Source organism: Bacteroides sp. AM16-24, from assembly GCF_003471885.1.
GTDB lineage: Bacteria > Bacteroidota > Bacteroidia > Bacteroidales > Bacteroidaceae > Bacteroides.
Genome location: NZ_QRKI01000018.1, coordinates 101799 through 127694 on the forward strand (window position 1 = coordinate 101799; position 25896 = coordinate 127694).

The 25896-nt window shown below is 43.1% G+C and carries 14 protein-coding genes; 3 read left to right on the top strand and 11 right to left on the bottom strand.

All coding sequences use genetic code 11. From position 1 onward, the window contains the following. Positions 1 to 11 precede the first annotated feature (11 nt). A complete protein-coding gene (locus tag DW182_RS18160) occupies positions 12 to 2264 on the top strand; it encodes a GH92 family glycosyl hydrolase (protein ID WP_118296414.1) in 2253 nt (750 codons plus the stop codon). A 242-nt stretch (positions 2265 to 2506) separates the two neighbouring features. Here DW182_RS18160 and DW182_RS18165 read toward each other — a convergent pair whose 3' ends face one another. The 11 genes from DW182_RS18165 to DW182_RS18225 all read right to left on the bottom strand — a co-directional run bounded on the left by DW182_RS18165 (position 2507) and on the right by DW182_RS18225 (position 21944). Continuing rightward, positions 2507 to 4030: a PAS domain-containing protein gene (locus DW182_RS18165; protein WP_118296415.1), complete on the bottom strand. Its 1524-nt coding sequence runs from the start codon at positions 4028 to 4030 to the stop codon at positions 2507 to 2509. A gap of 477 nt (positions 4031 to 4507) precedes the next feature. After that, positions 4508 to 5392, bottom strand: coding sequence for a TraB/GumN family protein (locus tag DW182_RS18170; RefSeq protein WP_118296416.1), 885 nt, complete (start codon positions 5390 to 5392; stop codon positions 4508 to 4510). A gap of 79 nt (positions 5393 to 5471) precedes the next feature. Next, entirely contained in the window at positions 5472 to 5987 is a 516-nt protein-coding gene (locus tag DW182_RS18175; protein WP_118296417.1) for a C40 family peptidase, read from the bottom strand. Further along, positions 5984 to 6829: an ABC transporter ATP-binding protein gene (locus DW182_RS18180; protein ID WP_007666440.1), complete on the bottom strand. Its 846-nt coding sequence runs from the start codon at positions 6827 to 6829 to the stop codon at positions 5984 to 5986. Before DW182_RS18180 ends, DW182_RS18175 begins: the two co-directional genes overlap by 4 nt. Before the next feature lie 8 nt (positions 6830 to 6837). Further along, the gene (locus DW182_RS18185; RefSeq protein WP_118296418.1) at positions 6838 to 8331 is read right to left on the bottom strand and encodes a DUF5687 family protein; all 1494 of its coding nucleotides are present in this window, start codon (positions 8329 to 8331) and stop codon (positions 6838 to 6840) included. Between the two features lie 54 nt (positions 8332 to 8385). Beyond that, positions 8386 to 11223, bottom strand: coding sequence for a pitrilysin family protein (locus tag DW182_RS18190; protein ID WP_118296419.1), 2838 nt, complete (start codon positions 11221 to 11223; stop codon positions 8386 to 8388). A gap of 151 nt (positions 11224 to 11374) precedes the next feature. Further along, positions 11375 to 12178 carry a 3-deoxy-8-phosphooctulonate synthase gene (gene kdsA / locus DW182_RS18195; protein WP_007666435.1) on the bottom strand — a complete coding sequence of 268 codons (804 nt, stop codon included), beginning with the start codon at positions 12176 to 12178 and terminating at the stop codon, positions 11375 to 11377. 31 nt (positions 12179 to 12209) lie between these two features. Next, a complete protein-coding gene (locus DW182_RS18200) occupies positions 12210 to 13136 on the bottom strand; it encodes a diacylglycerol kinase family protein (protein WP_007666434.1) in 927 nt (308 codons plus the stop codon). A 75-nt stretch (positions 13137 to 13211) separates the two neighbouring features. Further along, complete coding sequence (gene miaA, locus DW182_RS18205; protein WP_007666432.1) at positions 13212 to 14132, bottom strand: tRNA (adenosine(37)-N6)-dimethylallyltransferase MiaA; 921 nt, start codon at positions 14130 to 14132, stop codon at positions 13212 to 13214. Between the two features lie 236 nt (positions 14133 to 14368). Beyond that, positions 14369 to 18406 (bottom strand): helix-turn-helix domain-containing protein, encoded by a 4038-nt coding sequence (locus DW182_RS18215; protein WP_118296420.1) that lies wholly within the window; start codon positions 18404 to 18406, stop codon positions 14369 to 14371. Between the two features lie 721 nt (positions 18407 to 19127). Further along, positions 19128 to 21944, bottom strand: coding sequence for a pitrilysin family protein (locus DW182_RS18225; protein WP_118296422.1), 2817 nt, complete (start codon positions 21942 to 21944; stop codon positions 19128 to 19130). A 247-nt stretch (positions 21945 to 22191) separates the two neighbouring features. Here DW182_RS18225 and DW182_RS18230 point away from each other — a divergent pair, with 247 nt between their 5' ends. Beyond that, entirely contained in the window at positions 22192 to 24690 is a 2499-nt protein-coding gene (locus DW182_RS18230; RefSeq protein ID WP_118296423.1) for a glycosyl hydrolase 115 family protein, read from the top strand. 101 nt (positions 24691 to 24791) lie between these two features. Continuing rightward, positions 24792 to 25262 (top strand): hypothetical protein, encoded by a 471-nt coding sequence (locus DW182_RS22590; protein ID WP_233564183.1) that lies wholly within the window; start codon positions 24792 to 24794, stop codon positions 25260 to 25262. Positions 25263 to 25896: the final 634 nt, after the last annotated feature.

Consider the following 25896-nt stretch of genomic DNA (forward strand, 5'->3'; position numbering starts at 1 on the left):
ATCAGTCGGCTATGAAACGTATTTTATTGGCTTACACACTTTCTGCTCTTTGTCTGCTTCCGGTGTTTGCCGGAGGTGGAGAGGGTTCTTTACCTATAAGCTATGTCAATCCTTTCATCGGTACCACTAACTTCGGAACTACTAATCCGGGAGCGGTTTGTCCCAATGGAATGATGTCCGTGGTTCCTTTCAATGTGATGGGATCGGAAGATAACAAGTATGATAAAGATGCCCGTTGGTGGTCTACTCCTTACGAGTTTCACAATTGCTTTTTTACCGGATATTCGCATGTCAATCTAAGTGGTGTGGGGTGTCCCGAACTGGGATCTTTATTGCTGATGCCTACTACGGGTGAATTGTCCGTAGATTACAAGGAGTACGGAAGTCGTTATGAGGATGAACAGGCTTCTCCGGGCTATTACAGTAATTTCCTCACTCGCTATAATGTAAAGACCGAGGTGTCTGCCACTCCCCGCACGGGTGTTTCACGTTTCACATTTCCTGCCGGACAAAGTCATGTATTACTGAATTTAGGTGAAGGACTGACGAATGAAACCGGTGCTTTCCTGAAACAGGTGAGTGGCACCGAATTTGAAGGTATGAAGTTATTGGGAACTTTCTGCTATAACCCCCAGGCAATATTTCCCATTTATTTTGTAATGCGTGTCAACAAGCAGCCGGTATCCAGCGGTTATTGGAAAAAACAGCGTCCCATGACCGGAGTTGAAGCTGAATGGGATCCTGACAATGGACACTACAAACTTTATGCCCGTTATCGTAAGGAAATTGCCGGAGATGATATTGGTGCTTTTCTTACTTTCAACACGACGGAAGGTGAACAGATCGAAGTACAAATGGGAGTTTCTTTTGTCAGCATCGAAAATGCCCGCTTGAATCTGGATACAGAACAAAATGGAAAGAATTTCAGTCAGGTATTGGCAGATGCCCGTATGCGTTGGAATAAAGACCTTTCGCGTATCCTTGTCGAAGGTGGGACGGAAGAACAGAAAACAGTCTTTTATACTGCCCTTTATCATACATTGATACATCCCAATATCTTGCAAGATGTCAATGGGCAATATCCTGCTATGGAGAGTAATGAAATACTGACTACCAATGGAGGCCGTTACACTGTTTTCTCGCTTTGGGATACGTACCGTAACGTTCACCAACTCCTTACGTTGGTTTACCCCGAACGTCAGTTACAAATGGTGCGTTCCATGCTCGATATGTATCGCGAACATGGTTGGCTACCCAAATGGGAACTTTACGGACGTGAAACGTTAACAATGGAGGGGGACCCGTCTGTTCCTGTCATTGTTGATACCTGGTTGAAAGGCCTACGCGATTTTGATATCGATCTGGCTTATGAAGCTATGTATAAATCTGCCACCTTGCCTGGTACCGAGAATCTGCTGAGACCGGATAATGATGATTATATGTCATTGGGATATGTACCTTTGCGTGAACAGTATGATAATTCGGTCTCTCATGCATTGGAGTATTACATTGCGGATTATTCTCTTTCCCTGTTGGCAGATGCTTTGGGCAAGAAAGAGGATGCGCGTCTTTTTTATAATCGTTCTTTGGGCTATAAACATTATTATAGCAAAGAATTCGGCACTTTCCGCCCCATTTTGCCGGATGGACAATTCTATACACCTTTCAATCCGCGGCAAGGAGAAAATTTCGAACCGAATCCCGGTTTTCATGAAGGTTGTGCCTGGAACTATACTTTCTATGTACCTCATGATGTGAAAGGACTTGCCCGTCTGATGGGAGGTAGGAAACCTTTTATCGATAAACTTCAGCAAGTTTTTGATAAGGGCCTTTATGATCCGGCTAATGAGCCTGACATTGCTTATGCCCATCTCTTCTCTTATTTTAAAGGGGAGGAATGGCGTACGCAGAAGGAACTCCATCGTCTGCTACAAAAGTATTTCAAAAATGCTCCTGATGGTATTCCCGGTAACGATGATACAGGCACTATGTCCACTTGGGCTATTTTCAATATGATGGGTTTTTATCCTGATTGTCCCGGTGCACCGTATTACACTCTTTCTACCCCTGTGTTCGATCGTGTAGAGATTCGTCTCGATTCTAAAGCCTGGGGGTGTGATAAGTTGGTGATAGAAACCCAACGTCCTTCTGCGGAATCCTTATATATCAATGAAATGGAGTTAGGTGGGAAAAAATTATCCCGCTATCGCGTCAGTCATGAAGAATTGGTAAAGGGTGGAACACTAAAGTTCATACTTCGTTAATAACTGGGTGATTGCTTAATACTTTGATAATCAGTAGTTAGCATTTACATGGCATTTGCTGCAGAATGTAAAAGCATTTACCGCCGTATGTAACGGCTTTTACTCCTTATTGTAACGACCTTTACCGCGGCATGTAACGGTCTTTACCTCAGTATGTAAATGGAGTTACCGTGTGGAGTGAACAAAGTTACCATTTGGGGTAAACTGAATTTCTGATTTTGAGATACTAATCAGCTTCCTTTTTATTCCTGCATCTCAACCGGAACATAAGGTATCTCAAACCAGAATTCCGATCCTTTGCCCAATGTTGAGTTTACTCCGAGCTTACCATTCATCTTTTCGGCGATTATGGTGCAGATGGAAAGTCCCAATCCGGTTCCTTGTTTGAAACTATCCAGCTTGACGAAACGCTCAAAGATGTGTTTCTGATTCTCTGTCGGAATGCCGGTACCGGTATCGCGCACAAAGAATCGTATGTATCCTTCTTGGGGAGTATAATAACCGATATCAATATGTCCTGCCTCTGTATGTTTTATGGCATTCGAAACATAATTGTTTATAACTTGTTTTACCCGGTGAGGCACTGTATGGATAACGCAGGCCTCAAGACCGGGTAAAAGGTGAATTTCAATCTTGGGAGAAACCTTCAACTCGGCAATGGCTTTTATTTCATAAAGAGAAGCGTTTACATCCATGTTTTCTTCAATAAACTCCAGTATTCCAGCCTCTATACGTGAAATATCCAGTATATCATTGATAAGTTGTAGCAGAAGCTGGTTATTCTCTTCAATGATGTGTACATATTCCTTTGCATCCTCTTCTTGGATATATTCTGAAAGTATGGAAGAAAAGCCGACAATGGCATTCAGTGGAGTGCGTATCTCATGGCTCATATTGGCAAGAAAAGCTGATTTCAACTTGTTGGACTCTTCTGCTTTTTCTTTGGCTTCCAATAATTCGGTAATATCCAATGCGGAGCTTACTATCCAGCGCTCTTGCCCTTTATTGTAGGAAACTAATGTTTTATGAAAGGATAACGTGTATTTTTGGCCCTTGGAATTGGAAAAATGTTTAATATATGATTGAGGCAGTCCTGTTTCTATGACCTGCTTGTCTGTTTCCCGTATGAAATTATCCGGCATCAGATGATTGAACTCGCTTTCATGGTGTCCGACTATTTTTTCTGCCGGTATTCCTATCATTTCCGAGGCTTTCTTATTCCAGATAAGGTAGAGACCTTTTTTATTTTTATCTTTTACAGTAGTAGCAATAGGAAGGTTTTCGAGTATGCTCTCCAGAAAATAGCGGTATTTTTCGTTTTCCTGGCGTTGAGTCTCGCTTTCTGTAATATTACGCGCAAAAGCGATAACGCGTTCGCGGTTTAAGTACACCATTCGTACTGAAACATATAACTCCTTTCCGCTCTCCACTTTTATTTTTACAATTAGACTGGCAGAAATGCGTGTTTCCAAAACTTTCTGTAATAGTGCTATATGTTTCTGATATTCTTTGGCGTCTATTACTAAATTGCGGAGATCGAGTTTTCCCAGATTATTGAGTGGGAGCAGGTTCGTTTTTTCTGTAGGTTCATTCAATAGCTTAAGCACAATGCCTTGTTTGCTTATTAGATAAACCGGAATGTCAATAGCCTTGATAATCTGTTTATTAAAGCTTTTATATTTGCGGTTTATCCAATATAGAAAACCTACAAATATGATACTAAGAAGCAAGAATACTTGTATTTCTCCAAATAATGAAACTAACATAATTGGTGTTTTTCTTGTTTCCGCCTGCCCTCTTTGGCGGAGGTTATTATATAAAAAGCGCGAGGACTGCTATGTCTATTACCATCCGAGGCTCTGGAAAATGCCCACACCGTAAATAGACAACAGCCCTCACGCCTAAGTATGTAATAACATAGACGTGAAGAAACTGTTGCTATCATCCCACAGTGTTTTTTGAATTTTCCAGATTCCGAATGGCCAGGGACAATAACTTTCGCTTCTTGCGTTCTCACAAAATAAAGTCATAGTTGCAGGTTATCGCTATAATCGGCAAGACTTTGTTGCAAAAGTAAGATTATTTTCTCAAATGTGCGAGCTAATGGGGTATAAATATAGAATTGGAGAGGTGAAAAATAGATTGTAATAAAAGCGGGTGACCACAAATCACTTGCAATCACCCGGTATCTTGCATTTTCTTTGTTTTCAGAAAATGTGAGTAAAGAGAGAATTTATAGTTTTTTATTTCATAGGTTCTACAGTATATCCCTGCTGTTTCAGCAGATTCAGGACTCCGTTAGTTCCCGGCAGGTGGCCTGCACCAACAACAAAGAGGGTGGGAGCATCCTTCATGAGAGCAGGCATTTTCTCAATCCACGCTTTGTTACGGTTATCTAGCAGGGCTTCCATTTCGCCCGGTTGCGGATCGCACGAGTTACCATCACGTTCTTCCATCAGTTTCAGCATTTCGTCCAGGTTTTGAGCCTTGTATGCATTGTTGAGACGTTTAGTTTGTTCCATAGCTTTATCTATGTCACTTACGAGGCAATAGAGTAAGTTTGCCTGACGCTGTAGGGTCTGACCCTTAAAGAGCATCTCTAACTGGGATTGCGGGGTTTCCAAGCCACCTACCTTTTTGCCACTTTGCAATGCTTGCTGCTGGAAGTAAGTATCTAATTGCTCCTGTGGATTAAAACCACCCAGATGCTTCATGCATAATATCAGAGTCAACTGCTGGGTTATGGCGGCGGGTTTAAGTTTCGCTAACATGGCTATATCCGCCATCAAGTTCTCTTTTACTACCTTGCCTACTACTTCATATTGTTCCGGGGCAAAAAGTTTCTGGAGAGTGGTGTCGCCTGCCATCATCATACTTTGCTGCATTACCTGCATGAACTCGGGTGACATCATATCGGACATGACTACTTCTCCGTATACCTGAGTAGTACCCTCTATGGCTTGTGGCAATCCGGCAATGCTATCTTTGATACTGAGAGGTGCCAGATGGTGGGTACCTAAAATGTATGAGGGCTTTTCTTGTCCGTTACCGGAGATTTTCCAAAGTAATTGTGCGTTTACGTTCAGCGCAAGGCCGATAAAGAGAAGGATACCTAAAATCTTTTTCATCGTTTTTCCTTTTTAAAGTTTCATTTGAACTATAAGTCGGGGAGTGAAAGGAAAAATCACAGGGGAAGAAAAAAGATTCTTATTTTACTCTGCCGCCGCAAAGCCAGTATTGTGTATAGTATTGTTCGTTGAGGTTACTGACAATAACTCCTTTGCTGGTACTTGCATGAATAAACTTCCCGTTTTTGAGGTAGATACCCACGTGTGCCACTTTCTTCTTGGATGCACGGCTGGTGAAAAACACCAAATCTCCCTCACGCAAATTGCGGCGGGAGACTTTATTGCTTTCTTTAAGCAGACCATCGGTGCTTCTGGCCAAACGGATATTATATACTTCTTTATAGAGTTGCGATACCAGTCCGGAACAATCTACTCCGTGCTTGTTGTCACCGCCTGCGCGGTAGCGGACACCCATCCACTCCGCAGAGGCAATGTACAACTTGTGGTTATCTTCCATATTTATGTCAACACCCATGCGGACAGAAGCTTTTGCCAGTGCCTTGTAATTGAGCCGGGGCGCTGATGTATGGCATGAGCTTAAACTGAATGTCAATCCGATGAGGGCAACTATATATAATAAGAAGTATTTTTTCATTCCTGTTCTTCTTTTTTTTCTGGCTGAACGGCGGGTTCTTCAGTAATAGGTTCCTCAACAATAGTTTCTTCAATGATTGTTTCCTGAACAGGTGTTTCTTCAATCACTGTTTCTGCCAGTTCTTCCTCAATTTCTTCTTCAACTCTGATATTGAAGTAGTCTTCAAGTTCTTTCTCTGCTGAGTTATTCTCATTCTGAATATCGCGGATAACGACGCCATTTTCCAACAAAGCAATGCGGGGGCATACATCTACTGTATGGTTCAGGTTGTGGCTTGAGATGATGACCGTGGCATGATGATCTTCATTATACTTCTTCAGCAGGTGTTTGATGATAGACTGTGAACTCGGATCAAGAAAGTTGAACGGTTCGTCCAGAATCAACAATTGCGGATGATGCAACATAGCGGAAATAATACCGATTTTCTGCTTGTTTCCGGCAGAGAAGTTACGGATGAACTTCTTTTGTCCGATAACCTCATTATTCATGAATCGTTCGAAAGGAAGCAGGCGTTCATCTACTTCTTCTTTCTTCAGACCGTACATTTTACCAATGAAGTAGAAATACTCTTCGGGAGTAAGGTAATCGATCAGGAAGCCATCATCGATGAAAGCGCCGGTGAATTGTTTCCAGTCTTCGCTTTTGGATACATCGATATCATTGATGGTTACCGTGCCTTGATCTGCTTGCAGTAAGTCCAGCATCAGGCGGAAAAGGGTGGTTTTACCGGCTCCGTTGTTACCTACCAAACCCAGCATGTCACCTTGTTCTATGACATATTTCTCAATATCTACGGCTTTCTTTTGGCCGAAGTTTTTTTGAAGATTGTTTATCTCTATCATATTCGTAATTATTTTTGTCTACTATCGTGAAATCCTTCCATATTCTTATACCGGCGCTTCATGAAGCGATGGTATACATTCCTCAACCACCATCTTGAAGTTAGGATAAATACAAGACCGATACCAATAAGAATCCAGGGTGCAACTTCTTTACCAACCGTTGCCTTTAATCCGAAGAGCAGTAGCAGGGGAATACCGAATGCACCTCCCGAGATAAGGTTTTGCAATCCTGTACCTATATTCTGGCGACCAGTCATCTTAGCGTTCAGGTTGAGGGTTTTGTTGTTGTACACTGCCAGTTGGAACATGCAGCAATAAACAGCACCCGGAACAAATATAAGCCATGAGATGCATTGCAATACAGATACTTTGCCTGTTACCATGCCGGGGATCATCAGTATAAACGGAATGATCAGTGCCAGGCTATATAAGATATATTTGGCACGTAGCAGCGAATAGATAGATTCTTTACGACTCATTAACCCGTCAATGTAGTTGCCCTCGTAGCTCATCAGAGGCGAGAGGAATAGAAGACCGAAGATGATATAGTTGTAAAGTACAAAGAAATCGCGTGCTCCTCCCTCGTAAAGATCAGAAAAACTGATAATGAGGCTAAAAGCTAATACTACTGCGGTGATGTTATAGAGTGATTTTTTGCATACTTTATTACGAAGCAATAGTTTCAATTCCAACCGGATATATTCACCTATTTCACCATAACGATCCAGGAACTTATATTCTGATACAGTCTTTACTTGTACGGTTGTATCTTCTACCTTGTTCAGTTCATTATAGACTAATTTCTGCATGATGCTCCTGTTGATGAACCACATGATAGCAATGGCCACCAGAACGCCGATAAACGTCAGTATATTTCCGGTGATGAATCCTTCACCCAAATTAATTGAAAAGGCAAATATCAGACTGTTATCCGGAATGAAAAGAGCTGCTGCAATACCGCCATATACGGCTACCGGTAAAAGGAACCACCAAATGCGTTCGTCCATCAGCGTGCGGCACAATAAATACCAGTAATTATTGAATACAATGAGTAGCCAGATACCAATGCAATAGGTCAATACACCTATTACTCCATAAAACTTAGTAACTGTGATGATGGCAAATGGGACAAACAAGAAGAGCCAGAGCAGATTGAAGCTGTTAAGCCCGGAACGCAGGAGAAGGAAGTCAATCAGACGACTCCGTTTTACGGGAAGCAGTAAGTAGGGTTTGACTTCCTGTGTAGGTGTCTTCAGGAAAGGTAAGCGCAGAAGAAAGTCGAGGGCGAGCACAAATATGAGTCCGCTGTTCATTACATGGTAGGCTTCTCTGGCTCCACCATCGAAAGCAAAGGCGAAAGTTGTTCCGAAGAATATGAGATAAGCTGCCCAGAACACACTCATGAAGTACATCCAAAACTTTCCGAACTTGCTCTTCTCGTACATCGGATGCCGCTTTTCTGCTAACTTTCCATGTTTACGTAGCTCAAGAAATAGATTCATGTCTTTAGTGATTAGTCGTTAGTGATTAATTGGTGATTAATGAGGCAGTGATTATCACTTCTTAGGTACCGTCATCGTTACCTCGATCTCATTACCTTGTTTCAGCAAGTCGGCTGCAAACTTCTGGATATCTTTGGCAGTGATGCTGTTTACGATATCTGTATATCCTTGCGTCATATCCATATTATAGTAGAAGTAATCGTTCAGGTTGTTCAGCCAGTATGCATTTTCCTTTTGGTTATCGGCGTATTTTTTCAACATGTACTCTTTCACCTTCTGTAAATGTACATCAGACGGTCCTTCTGCTGCCAGTTTCTTCAGCTCGTTTACTACGATACCGGCTAGTTTATCTTTCTTCTCAGGATCGGTCTGGAAGACAATCTGCATCAGCAATTGTTCTTTCGGATACTTCTGTAGGCTACCCATGCAATTTACACCGTATGTACCACCTTCTTTTTCGCGTACTTCTTCAGTATAAACCATGTTCAGCACCTGAGTCATATAGCTCAACAGAATTTCATTCTTCAATGTATAAGGAGTTTTTCCGGTATACAGGAATACGATAGTTGCCGTCGGAGTTTGTTGCTCTTTGGCAAATTCGTTCTTGTATGTACCTTTGCGGATCTCCATCTTGGTATCCTTGAAAGTCTCTTTACGATTGATGGCAGGCAATGCGCCCAGATATTCTGCAATCAGCGGTTTAGCTGTTTCCAGGTCAATGTTTCCAACGAAATAGAATGTAAAGTCGCTGGCATCTTTGAAGCGGTCATTGTACATTTCCAGAATACGGTCATAGTTGATCTGATCTACCATTTCCGGTTTCATTATTACCACGCGCGGGTGGTTGTTGTACATAGCCTTCTGCAATGTGTCGTTGATGGAAGAAAGCGGATTAGCCTGTGCACTTTCCAGTTCAGCCTTTGTACGGTTCTTATAAGACTCAAATGCTTCCATGTCCTTGCGGGGAGCGGTGAATGTGAGATAGGTCAACTGCATCATGGTCTCGAAGTCCTTTGGAGAACAAGTTCCGAATACATTTTCAGTAGTGGCACCCAGTCCGGCACGAACAGAAACTTTCTTTCCGGCCAATACCTTTGTAAGGTCTACCTGACTGAAGTTACCCAAACCACCTACAGCAACCACATTGTCCATAACGGCAAAGTTCAGTGCATCCTTATCGGGGAAAAGAGATTTGCCACCCAGACTAGTTCCTTTCATGCGGATCTCATCTGCCTTGAAATCGGTTTTCTTGACGTAAACAGTTACACCGTTGGACAGAACAAGTTTTGTACTACCATAGATTTCACCTTCTTTCTCAGATACGATTTTGCCGCCTTTCGGTGCTTCTTTCATCAGAGGTTCATCAGAAACCTTGTCGACATACGGTTGCAGATCGAGGCTCTTCATACCTTTCAACAAAGCAATAACTTCTTCTTTCTGCGGATATTTTAATCCTTCTTTTTCGGGACCGGCAATGATAACTACTTGGTTGCTGTCCGGAACGAGTTGCTGGATTGCCATGTTTATAGCCTGTACCGGGAGGTTAGGAGCTAACTGGTTCATCATGGCATATTCTGTTTCAATACCGGGGATAGGTTCGGCATCCAGGAAGTTACGTACATACTCACGTACATAAGAACCGTGTTTGGTCTTCTCACGCTCATTGTATGCAGATTCCAGACGTTGCAGATAGTTAGCGCGGGCACGGGCATATTCAGACTCTGTGAAACCGAAACGACGGGCGCGTTCTGCTTCCTGTAACAGGACTTTCAAGGCTTTTTCGATGCCGTCTGCTTTACTTGAAGCAGAGAGGTTGAGTGCTTCTTTCGTTTTCGCTACAAAGAAATTACCATAACTGCTATATGCACGGGTAAACGGCGGATTAGCGCTCTGGGTCAGTTCACTCAGACGTGCGTTCAGCATACTGGTGATCATGCTTGTCATATACTGGGAAGCCAGATAACCTACGTTGTTCTTTTCTGAATCGGGAGTTGCATCTTGCTTGAAGTAAACTTCGATAGACGGATCGTCTACTTCTTTATCCGTACCGATGGCTACGATAGGTTCCTTATTATCGGCAACAGGATAATAAACACGCTCTGCGGGATTTACCGCTTTCTGTACGTCGGCAAATATTGTTTTCAGTTTGGCTTCTACAGCGTCTACATCAATGTCGCCTACGATGACAATACCTTGCAAATCGGGACGGTACCATTTGTGGTAATAGTCACGGATATCTTTGTAGGGGAAGTTATTGATTACATCGATAGAGCCGATAGGCATACAATCTGCGTATTTGTCGCCCGGATATATAGTGGGAAGCAGGTCGGTATAAACGCGCAGCATACCACTGTTACGGCTACGCCACTCTTCACGGATCACTCCACGTTCTTTGTCTATCTCGTCATCTTTGAGCAGAATGTAGTTGGACCAGTCGTGCAGAACCAGCAAACAAGAGTCCAATACACCGGCACGGTCTATCGGGGCATTGCTGATATTATAGACGGTTTCGTCTATGCTGGTATAGGCATTTAAGTTTGTTCCAAATTTGATACCCACAGTTTCACACCAGGGGATAACGCCGAGACCTTTGTCGTCGCCGGGGAAATTCTTTGTGCCATTGAAAGCCATGTGCTCCAGAAAGTGAGCAAGGCCACGTTGTTGCGGCTCTTCAAGGATGGAACCTACTTTCTGGGCAATATAGAATTCAGCCCGGTTTTCGGGTAATTTGTTATGACGGATGTAATACGTCAGGCCATTGTCTAATTGGCCGATACGGACATTCTTGTCCACGGGAAGAGGCGGAAACTGCATTTGTTGTGCTACCGCTTGTTGGAAACTGGCGCATAAAACGAATGCTACCACCAATAAACTACGAAATGAATGTTTCATATGAATGAATATTAAAATTGTTTCTTGCTCTATTTGTCGAAAGGCAGAAAAAGAAATCACAAGAGGAGGATTGTTTTTTTACACAAATGGGAATCTAGCGGCAAAACTTGCTAAATTCCCATTTATCTCAGTGCACTTTACAAGAGTGAACTTATCCTTTTATAGCCTCTCTTATCCGTACTAACTTTGTCAGCAATCCTTCCAGCAGATCCAGCTTCAGCATGTTGGCACCATCGCTCTTGGCTATTTCGGGATGCTCATGTGTTTCAATAAACAATCCGTCGGCACCTACGGCAATACCGGCTTTGGCTACAGTTTCAATGAGCTGTGGCATACCGCCTGTAACTCCGCTTGTCTGATTAGGTTGTTGCAGCGAGTGGGTGACGTCCAGAATAACCGGATAACCGAAAGTTTGCATCTCCGGTATTCCACGATAGTCTACGACGAGGTCCTGGTATCCGAAAGTCGTTCCACGTTCGGTGATCATTACCTCCTTATTGCCGGCTTCCACTACCTTTTCTGCAGCGAAGCGCATGGCAAGAGGGGAGAGGAACTGTCCTTTTTTAATATTTACTACCTTTCCTGTCTTTGCGGCAGCTATCAGAATGTCCGTCTGACGGCAAAGAAATGCCGGAATCTGTAGTACGTCCACGTATTCGGCAGCCATGGCAGCCTCCTCGGCAGAATGAATATCTGTAACTGTGGGTACGCCAAACGTATCATGTACTTTCTGCAATACTTTCAGTGCTTTTTCATCACCTATTCCTGTAAATGAGTCCAGGCGTGAACGGTTTGCCTTGCGATAAGAACCTTTAAAGACGTAGGGAATCTGTAGTTTCTCAGTGATATTTACCACACGTTCGGCAATGCGCATTGCCATTTCTTCCCCTTCAATCACACAAGGACCTGCCAATAAAAAGAAATTTCCGGCAGGGTTATTTTTTAATTCTAACATAAGTATTTGGTGTTTACGTTAATCGTTTATTTTAGTTGGGTATAATCAAGGTGATTGCCTCATGCATGATGCCGATGTCCAATGGGAAGTGTCTGTCGAGGAGGCGTCCATCCAGATCGACAGAGGCATTTTGTGCACGCAGTACTTTCACTTTCTGTGTCCTGTAAGGCATTACGACTTTATGGTTTAATATGCGTCCTTGAAGTAACATCCACAAGCCTGATACAAGTTGTAGCAATTCCGGGCGGTAGATCACGGATACATCGAGCCAGCCATTGTAGGGAACGGCACTGGGAACTTGTCCATATCCCCATGCACTACCGATGCAAACCGTCATGATACGTCCGCGGATATGCTCTCCGTTTATTTTGAGGTGCATCCGGTAAAGCTTGCGTTCAAAGAAAAGCGAAATGAGTGCCATGAGATAAGACAAGAATTTCACTCCCCAGAAACGTTTGGTCTGGTCGCTGATTTTCACAATGCGGGCTCCTAAACCGATATTGATGGCATTGAGGAAATAGCGGGTAACGTGTTTCTCGCCGTCGTAATAATTGCAGAAGCCGACATCGATTTTCCGGCGACGGTTGTTTATGATACAATCCACCGCATCTTTGTATTCCGAGGTCATTTCCCAGTATTTGGCAAAGTCATTCCCGATACCGTTCGGAATGATGCCTATGGCGATTTCTCTTTTATCTTCCGCATTGGACGACATGATGCCGTTAATCGCATCATTCAGTGCACCGTCACCACCTACAATGACAATTGTGCGGTATCCGTTATTGGCAAGAATACCGGCCAAACGTTCCACTGATCCGAACCCCTCGGACTGCACGTAGTCATAAGACACGCCTTTGCTGTCCATATATTCTTTTATTTCTTTCCACCGTTTCTGCACTTTTCGTGTGCCGGCCTTGGGGTTATATATCACTCCCCACTTTTCGGGTTCTACGCTCATATTGTTATCTCTTAGTAAAGTCTTACATAATCATTAGTTACCCTCCCAGGCTTCGTCTTTGCTGCTCCAAAGATACTAATTTCCTTTGAGTTTCGTTTGTACAAAAGCAATCTTTTCTTCCATCGGCAGCCCGGCATCCATCCAGTGAATGGTGAATCCGCGGCGTTCCATTCCCCGGAACCAGGTCATCTGCCGTTTGGCAAACTGGTGAATGGCGATTTCCAGTTCCCGGTACATCTCTTCGTAAGTCAGCTTGCCAATGACGTAAAGCGTCAGATACTTGTACTCCAGGCCGTAATAAATCAAGTCATCCGGTTGAATGCCTTGCTCTATCAGCCGGCGCACTTCATCCACCATTCCTTCGTCCAGACGTTGGCGCAGTCGGCGGGATATCTTTTCGCGACGTAATTCCCGGTCTATATCCACACCGATGATGAGGCTGTTCAGTAGGGGGAATGTACGCTCGTCTACCGGTGTATGTGCGTAATATTCTTCAATTTCAATAGCACGGATAGCACGCTTGGCCGTATCCACATCCGTTGTGTTGTGCAAGGTCTTATACTGTTGCAGTATCCCGGTTAATTCTTCCAAAGACTTATCAGCCAGCTGTGCACGCAGTTCCGGATTTTCGGGAACGGGGAGCAACTTATATCCTTTCAATACGGACTCTAAGTATAACCCTGTACCTCCACACAAAACGGGTAATTTCCCTTTTTGTTTAATAGTCTCGTAAGCTGTCAGAAAATCACGTTGATATTCGAAAACATTGTATTTGTACCCTGGATCGGCAATATCAATCAGATGATAAGGGATTTGTTTTCCATTTACGGTGTAGTCAATGAGGTCTTTACCCGTACCAAGGTCCATGCCACGGTAGATTTGCCGGGAATCCGCACTGATGATTTCGGTGTCAAGAACATTTGCCAGTGCCGCGGCAAAAGGAGTTTTTCCGGAAGCGGTAGGACCTAATATAGCTATCAAATCATAGTCAGGCATAAGTCGTTTTGATTGTTTTGTGGCAAAGATATGAAAAAGGAAGTGAAAAACGGAGTAGCTTCTCTTAAATGGTGTTATAAATACACTGTTTTCGCACACGGAGCTTGCAAAATACAGAAAAGTCCGTACCTTTGCAATGTGTTTTTCATAGTATTAGATTTAAGGTTAACAAAGGTTGGAGTACAGCGGTACTCCTTTTTTTATGTCCATACCTCCTGTGCTATACAGGTAAATCATTAATTCTCAATATTCCATCCCATTATTCGTAATAGTTCCCTTTCTTTAGATACGGCTTCGGATGTAATGGCATACCCTTGATGTGCCAGATTGTCATTATAGAGCTTTTGTAGCTTTTCTGATTCCATTTCCGGTATCACTTCCCAGGCAATTGCCTTTCCGAAATCATAAGAGAAAAGTGGAGTTCCTTTTAAAGCCAGATCCATATTCTGCTTTATTTTGGCAACGGGAAACATTTTCAGGTATTCATTCTTTTGTTTGGCGGTACGTACCAGGACGTGCGGTTCACCATTTTCAATGGTAGCGAATATTAAATGTGAATCTCTGTTCACACCATTCTTATAAACATAATCACGCTTCTTCTGCAATAAGATTTTCAACGGAACACGGTTGACATAACCGTTCTCGTAGCAGAGGAGCAGTGCACCGTCGATTTCCTCTTTCCTGATTCCCAATGTGAGTATGGCATTGTCTATATGTGAGTATTCGTCTTTCAATAGATATCCGCCATTATTAAGCAGTGACAGATAGGACACTATCTGTGTACCATCTTCTTTTTCCGTCAACGCATTGGTGCGTATCAGAGATGTTTGTATCATAGCCTTTCCCGGTACGGTTTCCACTTTCTTTTTCTTCTTTTCCAGACTGGCTGCAAAGGCGGCGGCAACTGCTGTCTGTGTTTCTCCGGTTTGCAACAGGCTTTCGTTGATTAGCTCTATTTCCTTTTCCGCAATCTGGTTAAGTTCTGCCTGTAACATCTCATTTTTCCTTTTCTTCTGCTTGGCCAGAGCATTGCCGTCGAGCATTACCGTCGAATTGCCTTGCCTTTGCCATATCACTCCTTTCAGTTCAATCAGTTTGCCATAACAAGGCACTGTAACGCAGCATATTTCGCGGTTGCCATATCGGGGAAAATCTATTTTAATGATACTGTTGATATCTTTTCCCATTGTTGCTATGATGCGTTGGCGGATGAAGCGTTCGTAGGCATCTGAATCGCATACCATGTAGGTGTAGTCCTCCTTCAGGCCAATTATGGCTCCTGCATCGGATACGCCGATATAGAGTGTGCCGCCGGCGGCATTAAGGAAGCCTGCAATGGTGTGCAGTATAATTTCCGACTGCCGTTTCATGTCGGGTACGGTACGTCCGGCGGGATATACCACGGATGATTTAAATTCTACTTTATCATTCTCCCTACCCATGTGGGGAATGTCTTCATGTTCTGTTGCAGAGGGGGATTTTGCCGCCGGCTCATCGGGCAATGCAAATTCTCCGGCGCCTATGCGTTGCAGGAGTTCATTGCGCAAAGGGATTAATGTGCCCGCCGGTAGGGAGTTGAGTAAAAGAGTATGGGCCAGTACCAACCGGACTATACGCTCTTTGTTTTCATCTTTGGTGGTTGCAATGCCTACTGCAAGCTCCGGGGCGAAGTTATGGGTATAGAACAAACTGAGAATTTGTAGCATTTCTTTTTTAGGGCGAAGTGAAGGATAACGTGAAACCGCAGCGTCATCTATACGCGAAAAATGCGTCCATCGTGCCTGCCCGTTATGGGTGGCAAAACTGTAGATGTTTTCCTCATAATTCATTTGCAGCGCCAGATACTCGCTTAAGGTTGAATCATTGAGCATTCCGGCCAGCAGATAAGCTGTTCCCAGCAGGTTGTAACGTTTCACCAGCGACTTTTCGACGGATGCTGTCACTGCCAGCAGCCAAGGTAATTCGCACATCAGGGGGAGCGATAACTGCTCTCCGGTCAGCATTGCATCCTCGTCTGTGAAGACTGGTCCGAAATTGCCCTCTTCCTCTTCGGCTTTTTCATCCTGTGGAGAACAGAAATTGATATATTCGCTGACTAATTTAGCCAGAGCCTCAGTTTCTTCTATCTCTTTATCGGATTTTTCTATACAGGTGGCATTGATGTATCCTGCATCATTGATGCCCCTCACTTCCAGCAGGGCTACCGTACCTACTTCAGGATAGGGTGTTGCGCCCGGTGTGAACAGTGTGTATCCTTCCTCACATACCCATACACCTGTTCCTTTGGAGATTCGCATCAGCCTGGCATATACACGATGACCGTATTTGATTGTCCCCGTTACAAATTCAAACAACTCCCGGAGGATGCTGAATGTCAGACGCCCATTCTGCCCGACTTTCGATACAGTGGCTTCAAAGGTATCTCCTTCATAAAAAATTCCGTCCATGCTGTGGATATGGCTACGGGTTACTTCATTGGCCAGTAGTGCACCGGTTCCTTCGTATCCCGGTTCTGTTACTTCTGCAAACATCATCAGTGGAAAACGTGGATTGAATGCTTTCAGCGTGATCCTGACACGCGTTCCCTCCGTAGGAAGAATCTTTTCCGGTGTCTTTTTGGTAGATGCCGTTATGTGTCCGGATAGCTGTCCTGACAGCTCTCCCCAGAGATTTTTTAATACAAAAACATTTTGTGCTTCATTTGCTTTCGGTTTGATGTCTTTCTTTGCATATACACTAATCCTGTCGTCGAATACGGACACCATCTCCGTCACCTTCTGGTGTTCGGGTAGCAGTGCGCCCGGATTGCAACCGGCATAGAGCCCGAACTTTCCATTACGTAACAGTATCCGTCCTCCTTGTGTGATATGTTGGGCTATCAGCTTGTCTTTATCATCAGATGTATCCGTCATGAATGAGCGCAATTTAGTAATGAATGGCTCAGGCTTGAAGTGGACGACATCTTCCCAACTAAACTCCGGGCGGTAAGATTGATTTGCCCGTGTCAATACATCGAATGCCTTATCCGTCAGAATCCCGGCGGAAGAAGGGCTTGCCAAAGCTGCATAGCGATAAAGCATGATGCGATAGACTGCCGTATGTGCTTCGCGGTTGTAGCAAAGCAGCAGGTAGATGGCCAGTAAGTGCATGATTTTAGTGGGGGAAACGTCGTGCACTGCTCTGGTTTTCTCTATCATCCTCTTGATTAGTTCTATAATGGATGTCAGGGAGGAAGTTTCCGTAGTTGAAGTGTTGCAGGCTATATATTGGCAGAACTCTGTGAGGGTAAACATGTTTTTATCAGCTAATGTGTCGTCCAGCCGGAACAAGGCAGTCAGTAATTCGGTCTTCCGGCTTCGGTCGGATAAATATCCCGAAGTCCGTATTTTTGTAAATATATGTTTTAGAAAATTATCCACAGCATTGCTCCGGATAAGTTCTATGGCCTTTAGTATTGCTTCGCAGACAAATATTTCCCGTTCTCCCTTTTCGCGCAGGGATTGAACTACGGACGACGAATAGAATGTAAGGAACAGGGAATCCTCAAGTATCCATTCGGTGATAAGAAGTTGGTAATGTATTAATTCGCATACTCCTTCCCAATCTTTTTTTTCTATTTTTTCTTCTCTTTTGGCAAGCAGTATACTCTGGAATGACAGTAGCCATTCTCCTTCGTGACTGTCATATTGTTTCAACACTTGCTGTATTTTCGGATCTCCGGTCGAGTCGGTACGTAGTGTTTCCAGTTGAATGCAGGCTGGCAGTTGTTCGGTATGGATGTTATGCATCAATTGCTCGAAGGTGATGAAATTGGTTTCACAGTCCATTTCCTGGTTGACAGGAACGACGCCCAGGATTCCATCCGGATTGATATGCTTGACCGTGCAGCGGACATTTCTTCCTATAGTCAATTCTTTCCCTATTCCTACCTGGATTAAGGCGCGTATGCCATTCATATCATATCCATAATAGATATTGCGGTGTCCGGATTGATAACCTGGCTTTTGTTGCACAACGAAAGGGTAAGTGCTGCCGACTGTATAAAGTTTGCGTGATATTTCACCTTTATGTTGTGCAAAGAGAGGAGTGTCATCGGCATCATAGCTATAAACGATACATTTCACTTCATCGGGAACCGGTAGTTTGTGCTGGAATTTCAGCATTTTCACCTTGTATTTGATTCCTTCATTTTCTATCAGATAATAATGACAATCATTTGTTATCATGGTCCCGGTTACTTTCAGGGAGTAAATCACATCCTTCTCATACTGCATAGTTTTATTTCTATTATCGGGCAATACAGCCTTCGTGTTTTTAAATACGGCAATTTATGTATTTTTTATTGAACTGCAAAGGCTATCCGTAAAAAACATGTAAAAATATTCAGAAGTAAAAATGCGGACAACTCTTTGAGTTCTTTTTATTCTTTTATCCTCAGGCTGACTAGTTCTGCCCATTTACGGAGACTGAGGTCGAAACCGCCTTTTTCTAACAGGTGGGGAAGGGATTTGTAGTGCAGGATTGTAGTGTCGTTGTTCCTTTCTTAGGCATTCCTATGCTTTTTCCCTTCCAACGGTTAGCCTTTTCCATCCGAACGTTTATTCTTTCCACCGTGGAGTTTCTTTCTTTCCACCATGGTGGAAAGAAAGTTTCCCCGTGATAGAAAGCAACTTTCTCCATGGTGGAAAGAATAAGTACCTACTACAATTTTCCTTAACCGTCGCAGCGAAAAGAGATAAAAGTGGTGATGTGGCGGCTTAACTCCCGTAATTCACTTTAAAATGATAAGGAAGGAAGAAAAAGAGTGATAAGGTGGTAGGGTAATAGGGCGATAAAATGGCTGCGCTATATATCACAGAGCGTTATCCCGTTATCACTTTATCGCCCTATCACTTTATCACATTTTGCTCATGCCCCGAAAGAAGCTAATAAAGAAAGGCTGCACCGTGCTTCAAGCACAGTGCAGCCTTTCTTTATTACTACTATATATTATTATTATTTATCCGGACTAATCATTGAAACTTCTACTTCATTTTTCTGTTTGAACAAGTCATCAGCAAACTTCTGAATATCTTTAGCTGTGATGCTATTGACTGTTTGTTCGTAGTCTTTTATCGGGTTCATTCCGGTAAACAGATATTCGTCAATGCTTCCCATCCAGTAGCTGTTTTCTTTCAGGTCTTCGGCATGCTTCTTCAGCATAAACTCCTTTACCTTATTAAGATTGGCTTGAGACGGACCCTCTTTGGATATATGCTCTATTTCGGCAAAGATGATTTTCATCAGTTTCTCTCTCTTAGAAGGTGCTGTATCGAAAACTATTTGTATTCCGGCTATTTCCTTCGGATATTTGGAGAGATTGCCGCCTACATATACCCCATAAGTTCCACCTTCATCTTCGCGTACTTTCTCGGTATAAACTAAATCCATAATCTGGCAAGTCATGTCCTGCAGAATGGAATTCTTTAAATCATATTTGCACGTACCGATGAAACTGACGAAGTTAGAGGCTTTAGCTGTTTCCTGTTCACGGACGAACTCATTCTTATATACACCTTTGCGGTATTCAATCTTATTGTCTTTGAATGATTCCTTACGGTCGATGGCAGGCAATGCTCCAAGATATTCGGCTATGAGTGGTTTCATACTTTCAACGTCTACATTGCCCACAAGGATGAATGTAAAGTCACTGGCGTCCTTGTAACGGTCTTGGTACATTGCAAGGATTTTATCATAATCCATCTTGTCTATCATATCGGCTTTCATGCGGATGGTACGGGGATGTCCCATTTGCAATGCAAAGGTAATACTGTCGCTAAAGGCAACGTTCGGGTTCATTTCCAGGTTCAGTAATGCTGCTTTGTTGCGGTTCTTATAGGATGCAAAAGCTTCATCATCACGGCGCGGAGCAGTGAATGTCAGATAGGTGAGTTGCATCATTGTTTCAAAGTCTTTCGGCGAGCAGTAACCATTCACGGTTTCTGTCTTATCACCGATACCATAACCGACAGAGGCTCTTTTGCCTGCCAGTACTTTTTCCAGGTCTACAGCGCTAAAGTTACCCAGACCACCTACAGATACTGCATCCAGTCCGTTGATATTGATGATTTCCGAGTTAGGAAATAATGAACTGCCACCCAAACTTACTCCCTTCATGGTAATTTCATCTGCTTTGAAATCAGTTTTCTTGATGATTACTTTGACTCCGTTAGACAGTGTCAGCATGGTAGTACCGAATACGTCGTCTTTTTGTTCGGAAATGATTTTTCCACCTTTCGGAGCTTCTTTTATCAGAGGTTCGTCGGAGACTTTATCCTCATATGGGCTCAATTTCTCAGCTTTTACATCTTGCAGGATCTTTTTGATAGCTTCTTCTGTCGGCATCTTCAGACCTTCCTTTTCCGGGGCGAAAATGGCGACTACCTGGTTGGTATCTGTTATCAACATTTGCATCATCTGATTCAGAGCTTGTACGGGGATGGCGGGAGCTATCTGGTTGATGATGGCATACTCGTTTTCAATGCCCGGTATGGGTTCGTTGTCGAGGAAGTGGCGTACATATTCATCAATATATTCCTCGTTCCTACGTGTATCACGTTCGTTGTAGTCAGATTCCATATTGCGCAGATACTCGGCACGGGCACGTTGGTATTCGCTTTCGGTGAAACCGAACTGGCGTGCACGTTCCATTTCGCGGACCAAGGTGGTGATACCGTTTTCCACTGCATCTTCTTTGCAAACAACGATGCCGGTAAAGGCTTGTTTGGTTTTTGCAACGAAGAAATCTCCATCATAGGTTCCTGCGTAGATATACGGAGGGTTGGCAGCCTGAAGCAGTTCGTTCAGTCGTGCATTCAGCATGTTATTGATGAGGTCGATGGCATAGTCCTGTATCAAATAATCCATATTGCCTTTCTCCGAGTCGGGAGTTGCTTCGTGTTTGTTAAAGATGATAGCCTGGATGTGTGGCTGTTCCTTATCCCGGGCAATCAGCACAATCGGCTCTTTATTATCATTTACCGGATAATATTCGCGTTTGGCGGCATTGGGTTGTGCAGGGATATCGGCGAACAGTTTCTTGATCTGTGCTTCGATGGCATCTACATCTACGTCTCCCACCACAACAATGCCTTGCAAGTCGGGACGATACCATTTTTCATAATAATCTCTTAGTGTCTGCGGCTTGAAGTTCATCACTACATCCATCGTTCCGATGGGGAAACAAGTGGCATACTTGGTGCCGGCAAACATGGCAGGAAGCAACTTTTCCTGGAAACGTTGCATTGCACTCATACGTGTACGCCATTCCTCATTGATGACGCCACGCTCTTTATCAATCTCTTTAGGGTCCAGGGTCAGGTCATTGCTCCAGTCGTGCAGAATTAATAAACAAGAATCGATGGCACCCGGAGTATTGACAGGTACATTCGAAATATTATATACGGTTTCATCTACTGCGGTGTAGGCATTCAGGTTTTCACCGAACTTAACCCCGATGCGTTCCAGATATTGTTTCAGGGCATCACCCGGGAAGTGTGTAGTTCCGTTAAAACACATGTGTTCGAGGAAGTGTGCCAGACCGCGTTGGTTCTCTTCTTCCTGGATGGAACCTACTTTCTGAGCGATATAAAAGTCTGCCCGTTCGGCGGGGAGATTGTTTTTGCGGATATAGTAAGTTAGGCCGTTGTCCAGTTTTCCGATGCGTACATTCGAATCGATGGGAATAGGAGGCATCTGTTGTGCAAGAGCCTGTTGCAAATTACAGCATACGACAAATGCTATAATCAATAAATTACGAAATAGATGTTTCATGTTTATGAATATTAAAATTGTTTCTTGCTATATTTGTCAGAGAAGAACGAGGAAAATCACAAAATGTAGATTGTTTTTTGTAATTATGGTTGTTTGCAGGGCAGATGTTACATGAATAGAAATTTATGTAACATGAAAATGCCGGATGTAACATTGACTATAGTAAGTGGGAACATGCGGAACAAGAAAATATATTGTAATAGACTATTTTTGTACAAGACAGAAATTAATTAAAAAGTATCATACCATGAAAACAAAAATTAGTTGGGTTATCTATTGCTTGATGAGTTTAGTGCTATTACAGCCATTATCTGCAGCAGAACGGTTTGTAGCGAATGAGGGGAGTGGTTTTGTCTGGATACAGCAGGGAAAAGCTTATCCCATATTGATAGATCCGCAGGAAGATAAAGGTGTAGTGCGTGCCGTAGTAAATTTGCAGACAGATGCGGGTAAGGTAACAGGGGAGACACCTGAAATTATTTACTCTGCATACGGGAAGCGTATGCTGATTGTCGGTTCTATAGAAAATAGTTCTTGGATTAAACAGTTGTTGCAGTCAGGGAAGATCAATGCGGCTGATTTGCAGGGTAAGCGTGAGAAGTATATTCTACAGACTGTGAAGAATCCCATAGATGGAGTAGAAGAAGCGGTGGTGATTGCCGGTAGTGATAAACGTGGTACTATTTATGGCATTTATGAACTTGCCCGGCAGATGGGGGTATCTCCTTGGTATTTCTGGGCAGATGTGCCGGTAGAAAAACATGATGTTATATCTATCAAGGAAGGAACTTATACGGATGGTGAGCCTGCTGTGAAGTATCGCGGTATTTTCCTGAATGATGAATGGCCTTCTTTGGGTGGATGGGCCAGTGCTACTTTCGGTGGTTTTAACAGTAAATTCTATGAAACAGTATTCGAATTGGTGCTTCGCCTGAAAGGAAACTTTATGTGGCCTGCTATGTGGAACAGTGCCTTCTATGATGATGATCCGATGAATGGCCCGTTGGCCAATGAAATGGGAATTGTGATGAGTACCTCTCACCATGAACCGATGGGACAGGCTCAGAAAGACTGGAAACGTCGTGGAACAGGGGAATGGAACTATAACACAAATGCTGCCGTATTATGTGACTTCTGGCAGAAAGGTATGGAACGCTGTAAAGATTGGGAAGCAGTGATAACCCTTGCTATGCGTGGTGATGGTGATGAACCGATGAGTGAAGATGCAAATATTTCCCTGTTACAGAATATAGTGAAAGATCAGCGGAAGATTATAGAGAAAGTTACTGGTAAGAAGGCGAAAGAAACTCCACAGGTGTGGGCACTTTATAAGGAAGTACAGGATTATTATGATAAAGGTATGCGAGTACCTGATGACGTAACACTACTGCTCTGTGATGATAACTGGGGGAATGTACGTAAATTACCCGACTTGAAAGCTAAGCCTCGCAAGGGTGGGTATGGCATGTATTATCATTTCGATTATGTAGGAGCTCCCCGCAACTCTAAATGGATAAATATCACCCAGATACAGCGTACATGGGAACAGATGGCTCTGACCTATGACTATGGTGTACGTGAATTGTGGGTGGTGAATGTGGGCGATCTGAAACCAATGGAGTATCCGATCACCTTCTTCCTGGATATGGCCTGGAATCCGGAACGTTTCAACGAAAATAATCTGTTTCAGCATACAGTAGATTTCTGTCGTCAGCAGTTTGGTGGAAACTATGCCGAAGAAGCAGCTCGTCTGATTGATACTTATACTAAATACAATCGTAGGGTGACTCCGGAAATGTTGGATGACAGGACTTACAGCCTGGAAAATTATAATGAATGGCAAAGTGTAAAAGATAAGTATGCAGCGTTATGCCTGGATGCCTTGAAACTCTATTATCTGATGCCTGCTGAGTATCGGGATGCTTTTGACCAACTGGTGCTTTTCCCGATACAAGCATGCTCCAACCTATATGATATGTATTATGCCGTAGCGATGAATCGTAAACTGGCAGAGGCCAATGATGTGCAAGCCAATAAATGGGCTGACAAGGCACGTGCGTGTTTTGAACGTGATTCTGTATTGACTTATCACTATAACCATATAATGAGTGGTGGCAAATGGAATCATATCATGGATCAGACACATATTGGATATAAATCCTGGAACGATCCGAAACATAATATTATGCCTAAAGTTACTTTTGTTCCGGAACCTCGTATTGCCCCTGCACCACCTGTATTTGTAGAAAAGGATGGATATGTATCTATTGAAGCGGAACATTATACCCGTTCAGCTAACAGTACATCTGCTAGTTGGGTTACAATTCCAAATCTGGGACGTACGTTGTCTGCAGTCACTACTTTACCTACCACAGCCGTTCCGGGAGCAGATATGTATGTGGAATATGATTTTGAAACGGAGAAAAGTGGGGATGCTACGGTTATCGTTCGTTTTTCTTCAACTTTGAATTTCAATGATTATAAAGGATTGCGTTATGCGGTCAGTTTGGATGGTGGGGAAGAACAAATAGTCAATATCAACAGTGATTATAAAGGTGAGCTTGGTAAGTTGCAGGCAGATCACATTATTACTACTCAAACCAAACACTTACTTGATAAGAAAGGAAGGCATACTTTACGTATCCGTCCGCTTGATCCGGCACTTGTTATGCAGAAAATAATGATTGACATGGGAGGTTTGAAGCCTTCTTTTCTGGGAGCGCCTGAAAGTTTGATAAAAGAGTAGGAATGTTGAAAATTACAATATTATGAGATATAAATTTACTTTATTGGTAGTATAGGTCTGTATAAATCTTATACCGCACTACCTTATTTTTTGCTATAGAGATGTATAATGAGACGAAAGTTCCTGTCAGGATTATTAATTCAAGTTGGGGCGGAAGTTCTATTGAGGCTTGGATGAGTGAGGATGCTCTACAGGAATTCCCAAAAAAATTGCGTGAAAGGGATATTTATAATTCTGACGAATATAAGGTTTTAATGAATAAACCAGGTGGTATGATGTCGAGGTTTTGGAATCTCTCTTTGTATAAAGGGGATGAAGGACTTCATGCTCCGGTCAAGTGGTATGAACCGGAATTGGATGATTCCGATTGGGAGGAAGTGAATATGTTTTCCTATCAATTGGGCACTAAAAATGGTTATCCGGTAAGTGGCTCACATTGGTTCCGTCAGGATATTCGTCTTACGGCTGAGCAAGCTGATAAAGATGCCATATTGCGTTTGGGTTGTATGGTGAATGCGGACTCTGTGTATGTGAATGGTGTCTTTTCAGAATATTCCGACTGGCATGTATAATTCCATGATTTCTCCTTTACGAAATCTGCATTTTAAAGGAGTTTTGTGGTATTAAGGCAAGACGAATGCAGGGCGTTCAAGTGAATATGAGGCTTTATTGACTGCGATGATAGAAGATTGGCAAGTGAAGTTTGCAGATGAAAATCTCCCGTTCTTTATTATGCAGCTACCCAATTTTATGCAGACGCATCCGCAGCCTGTAGAGAGTAGTTGGGCGGGTATGCGAGAGGCTCAACGGCAAGTGACCTTGAGCCTAATACTTCTTTAGTCGTAGCAATAGACTTGGGAGAGTGGAATGATATTCATCCGTTAAATAAGAAAGAACTGGCAAGAAGAGTGGTACTTCAGGTTAAAAAGAAGGTATATGGTCATAAAGATATAGTTCATAGCGGTCCATAATGTACATCTGTATCTGTTGAAGGAGGAAAGATCATTCTCTCTTTTAAGGAACGAATGATTTAATGCCTGTAACCCAATTGAAAGGTTTTGCACTGGCAGGAGCAAACGGATGTTTTAAATGGGCAAAGGCTGCTATAGAAGGCAATAAAGTGATGGTTTGAAGGCATTACTCAGCCTATAAAGGTAACCATTCTATTTTCCGCCTTGACATAAGTTGTTAGCTGCCATATCTTTG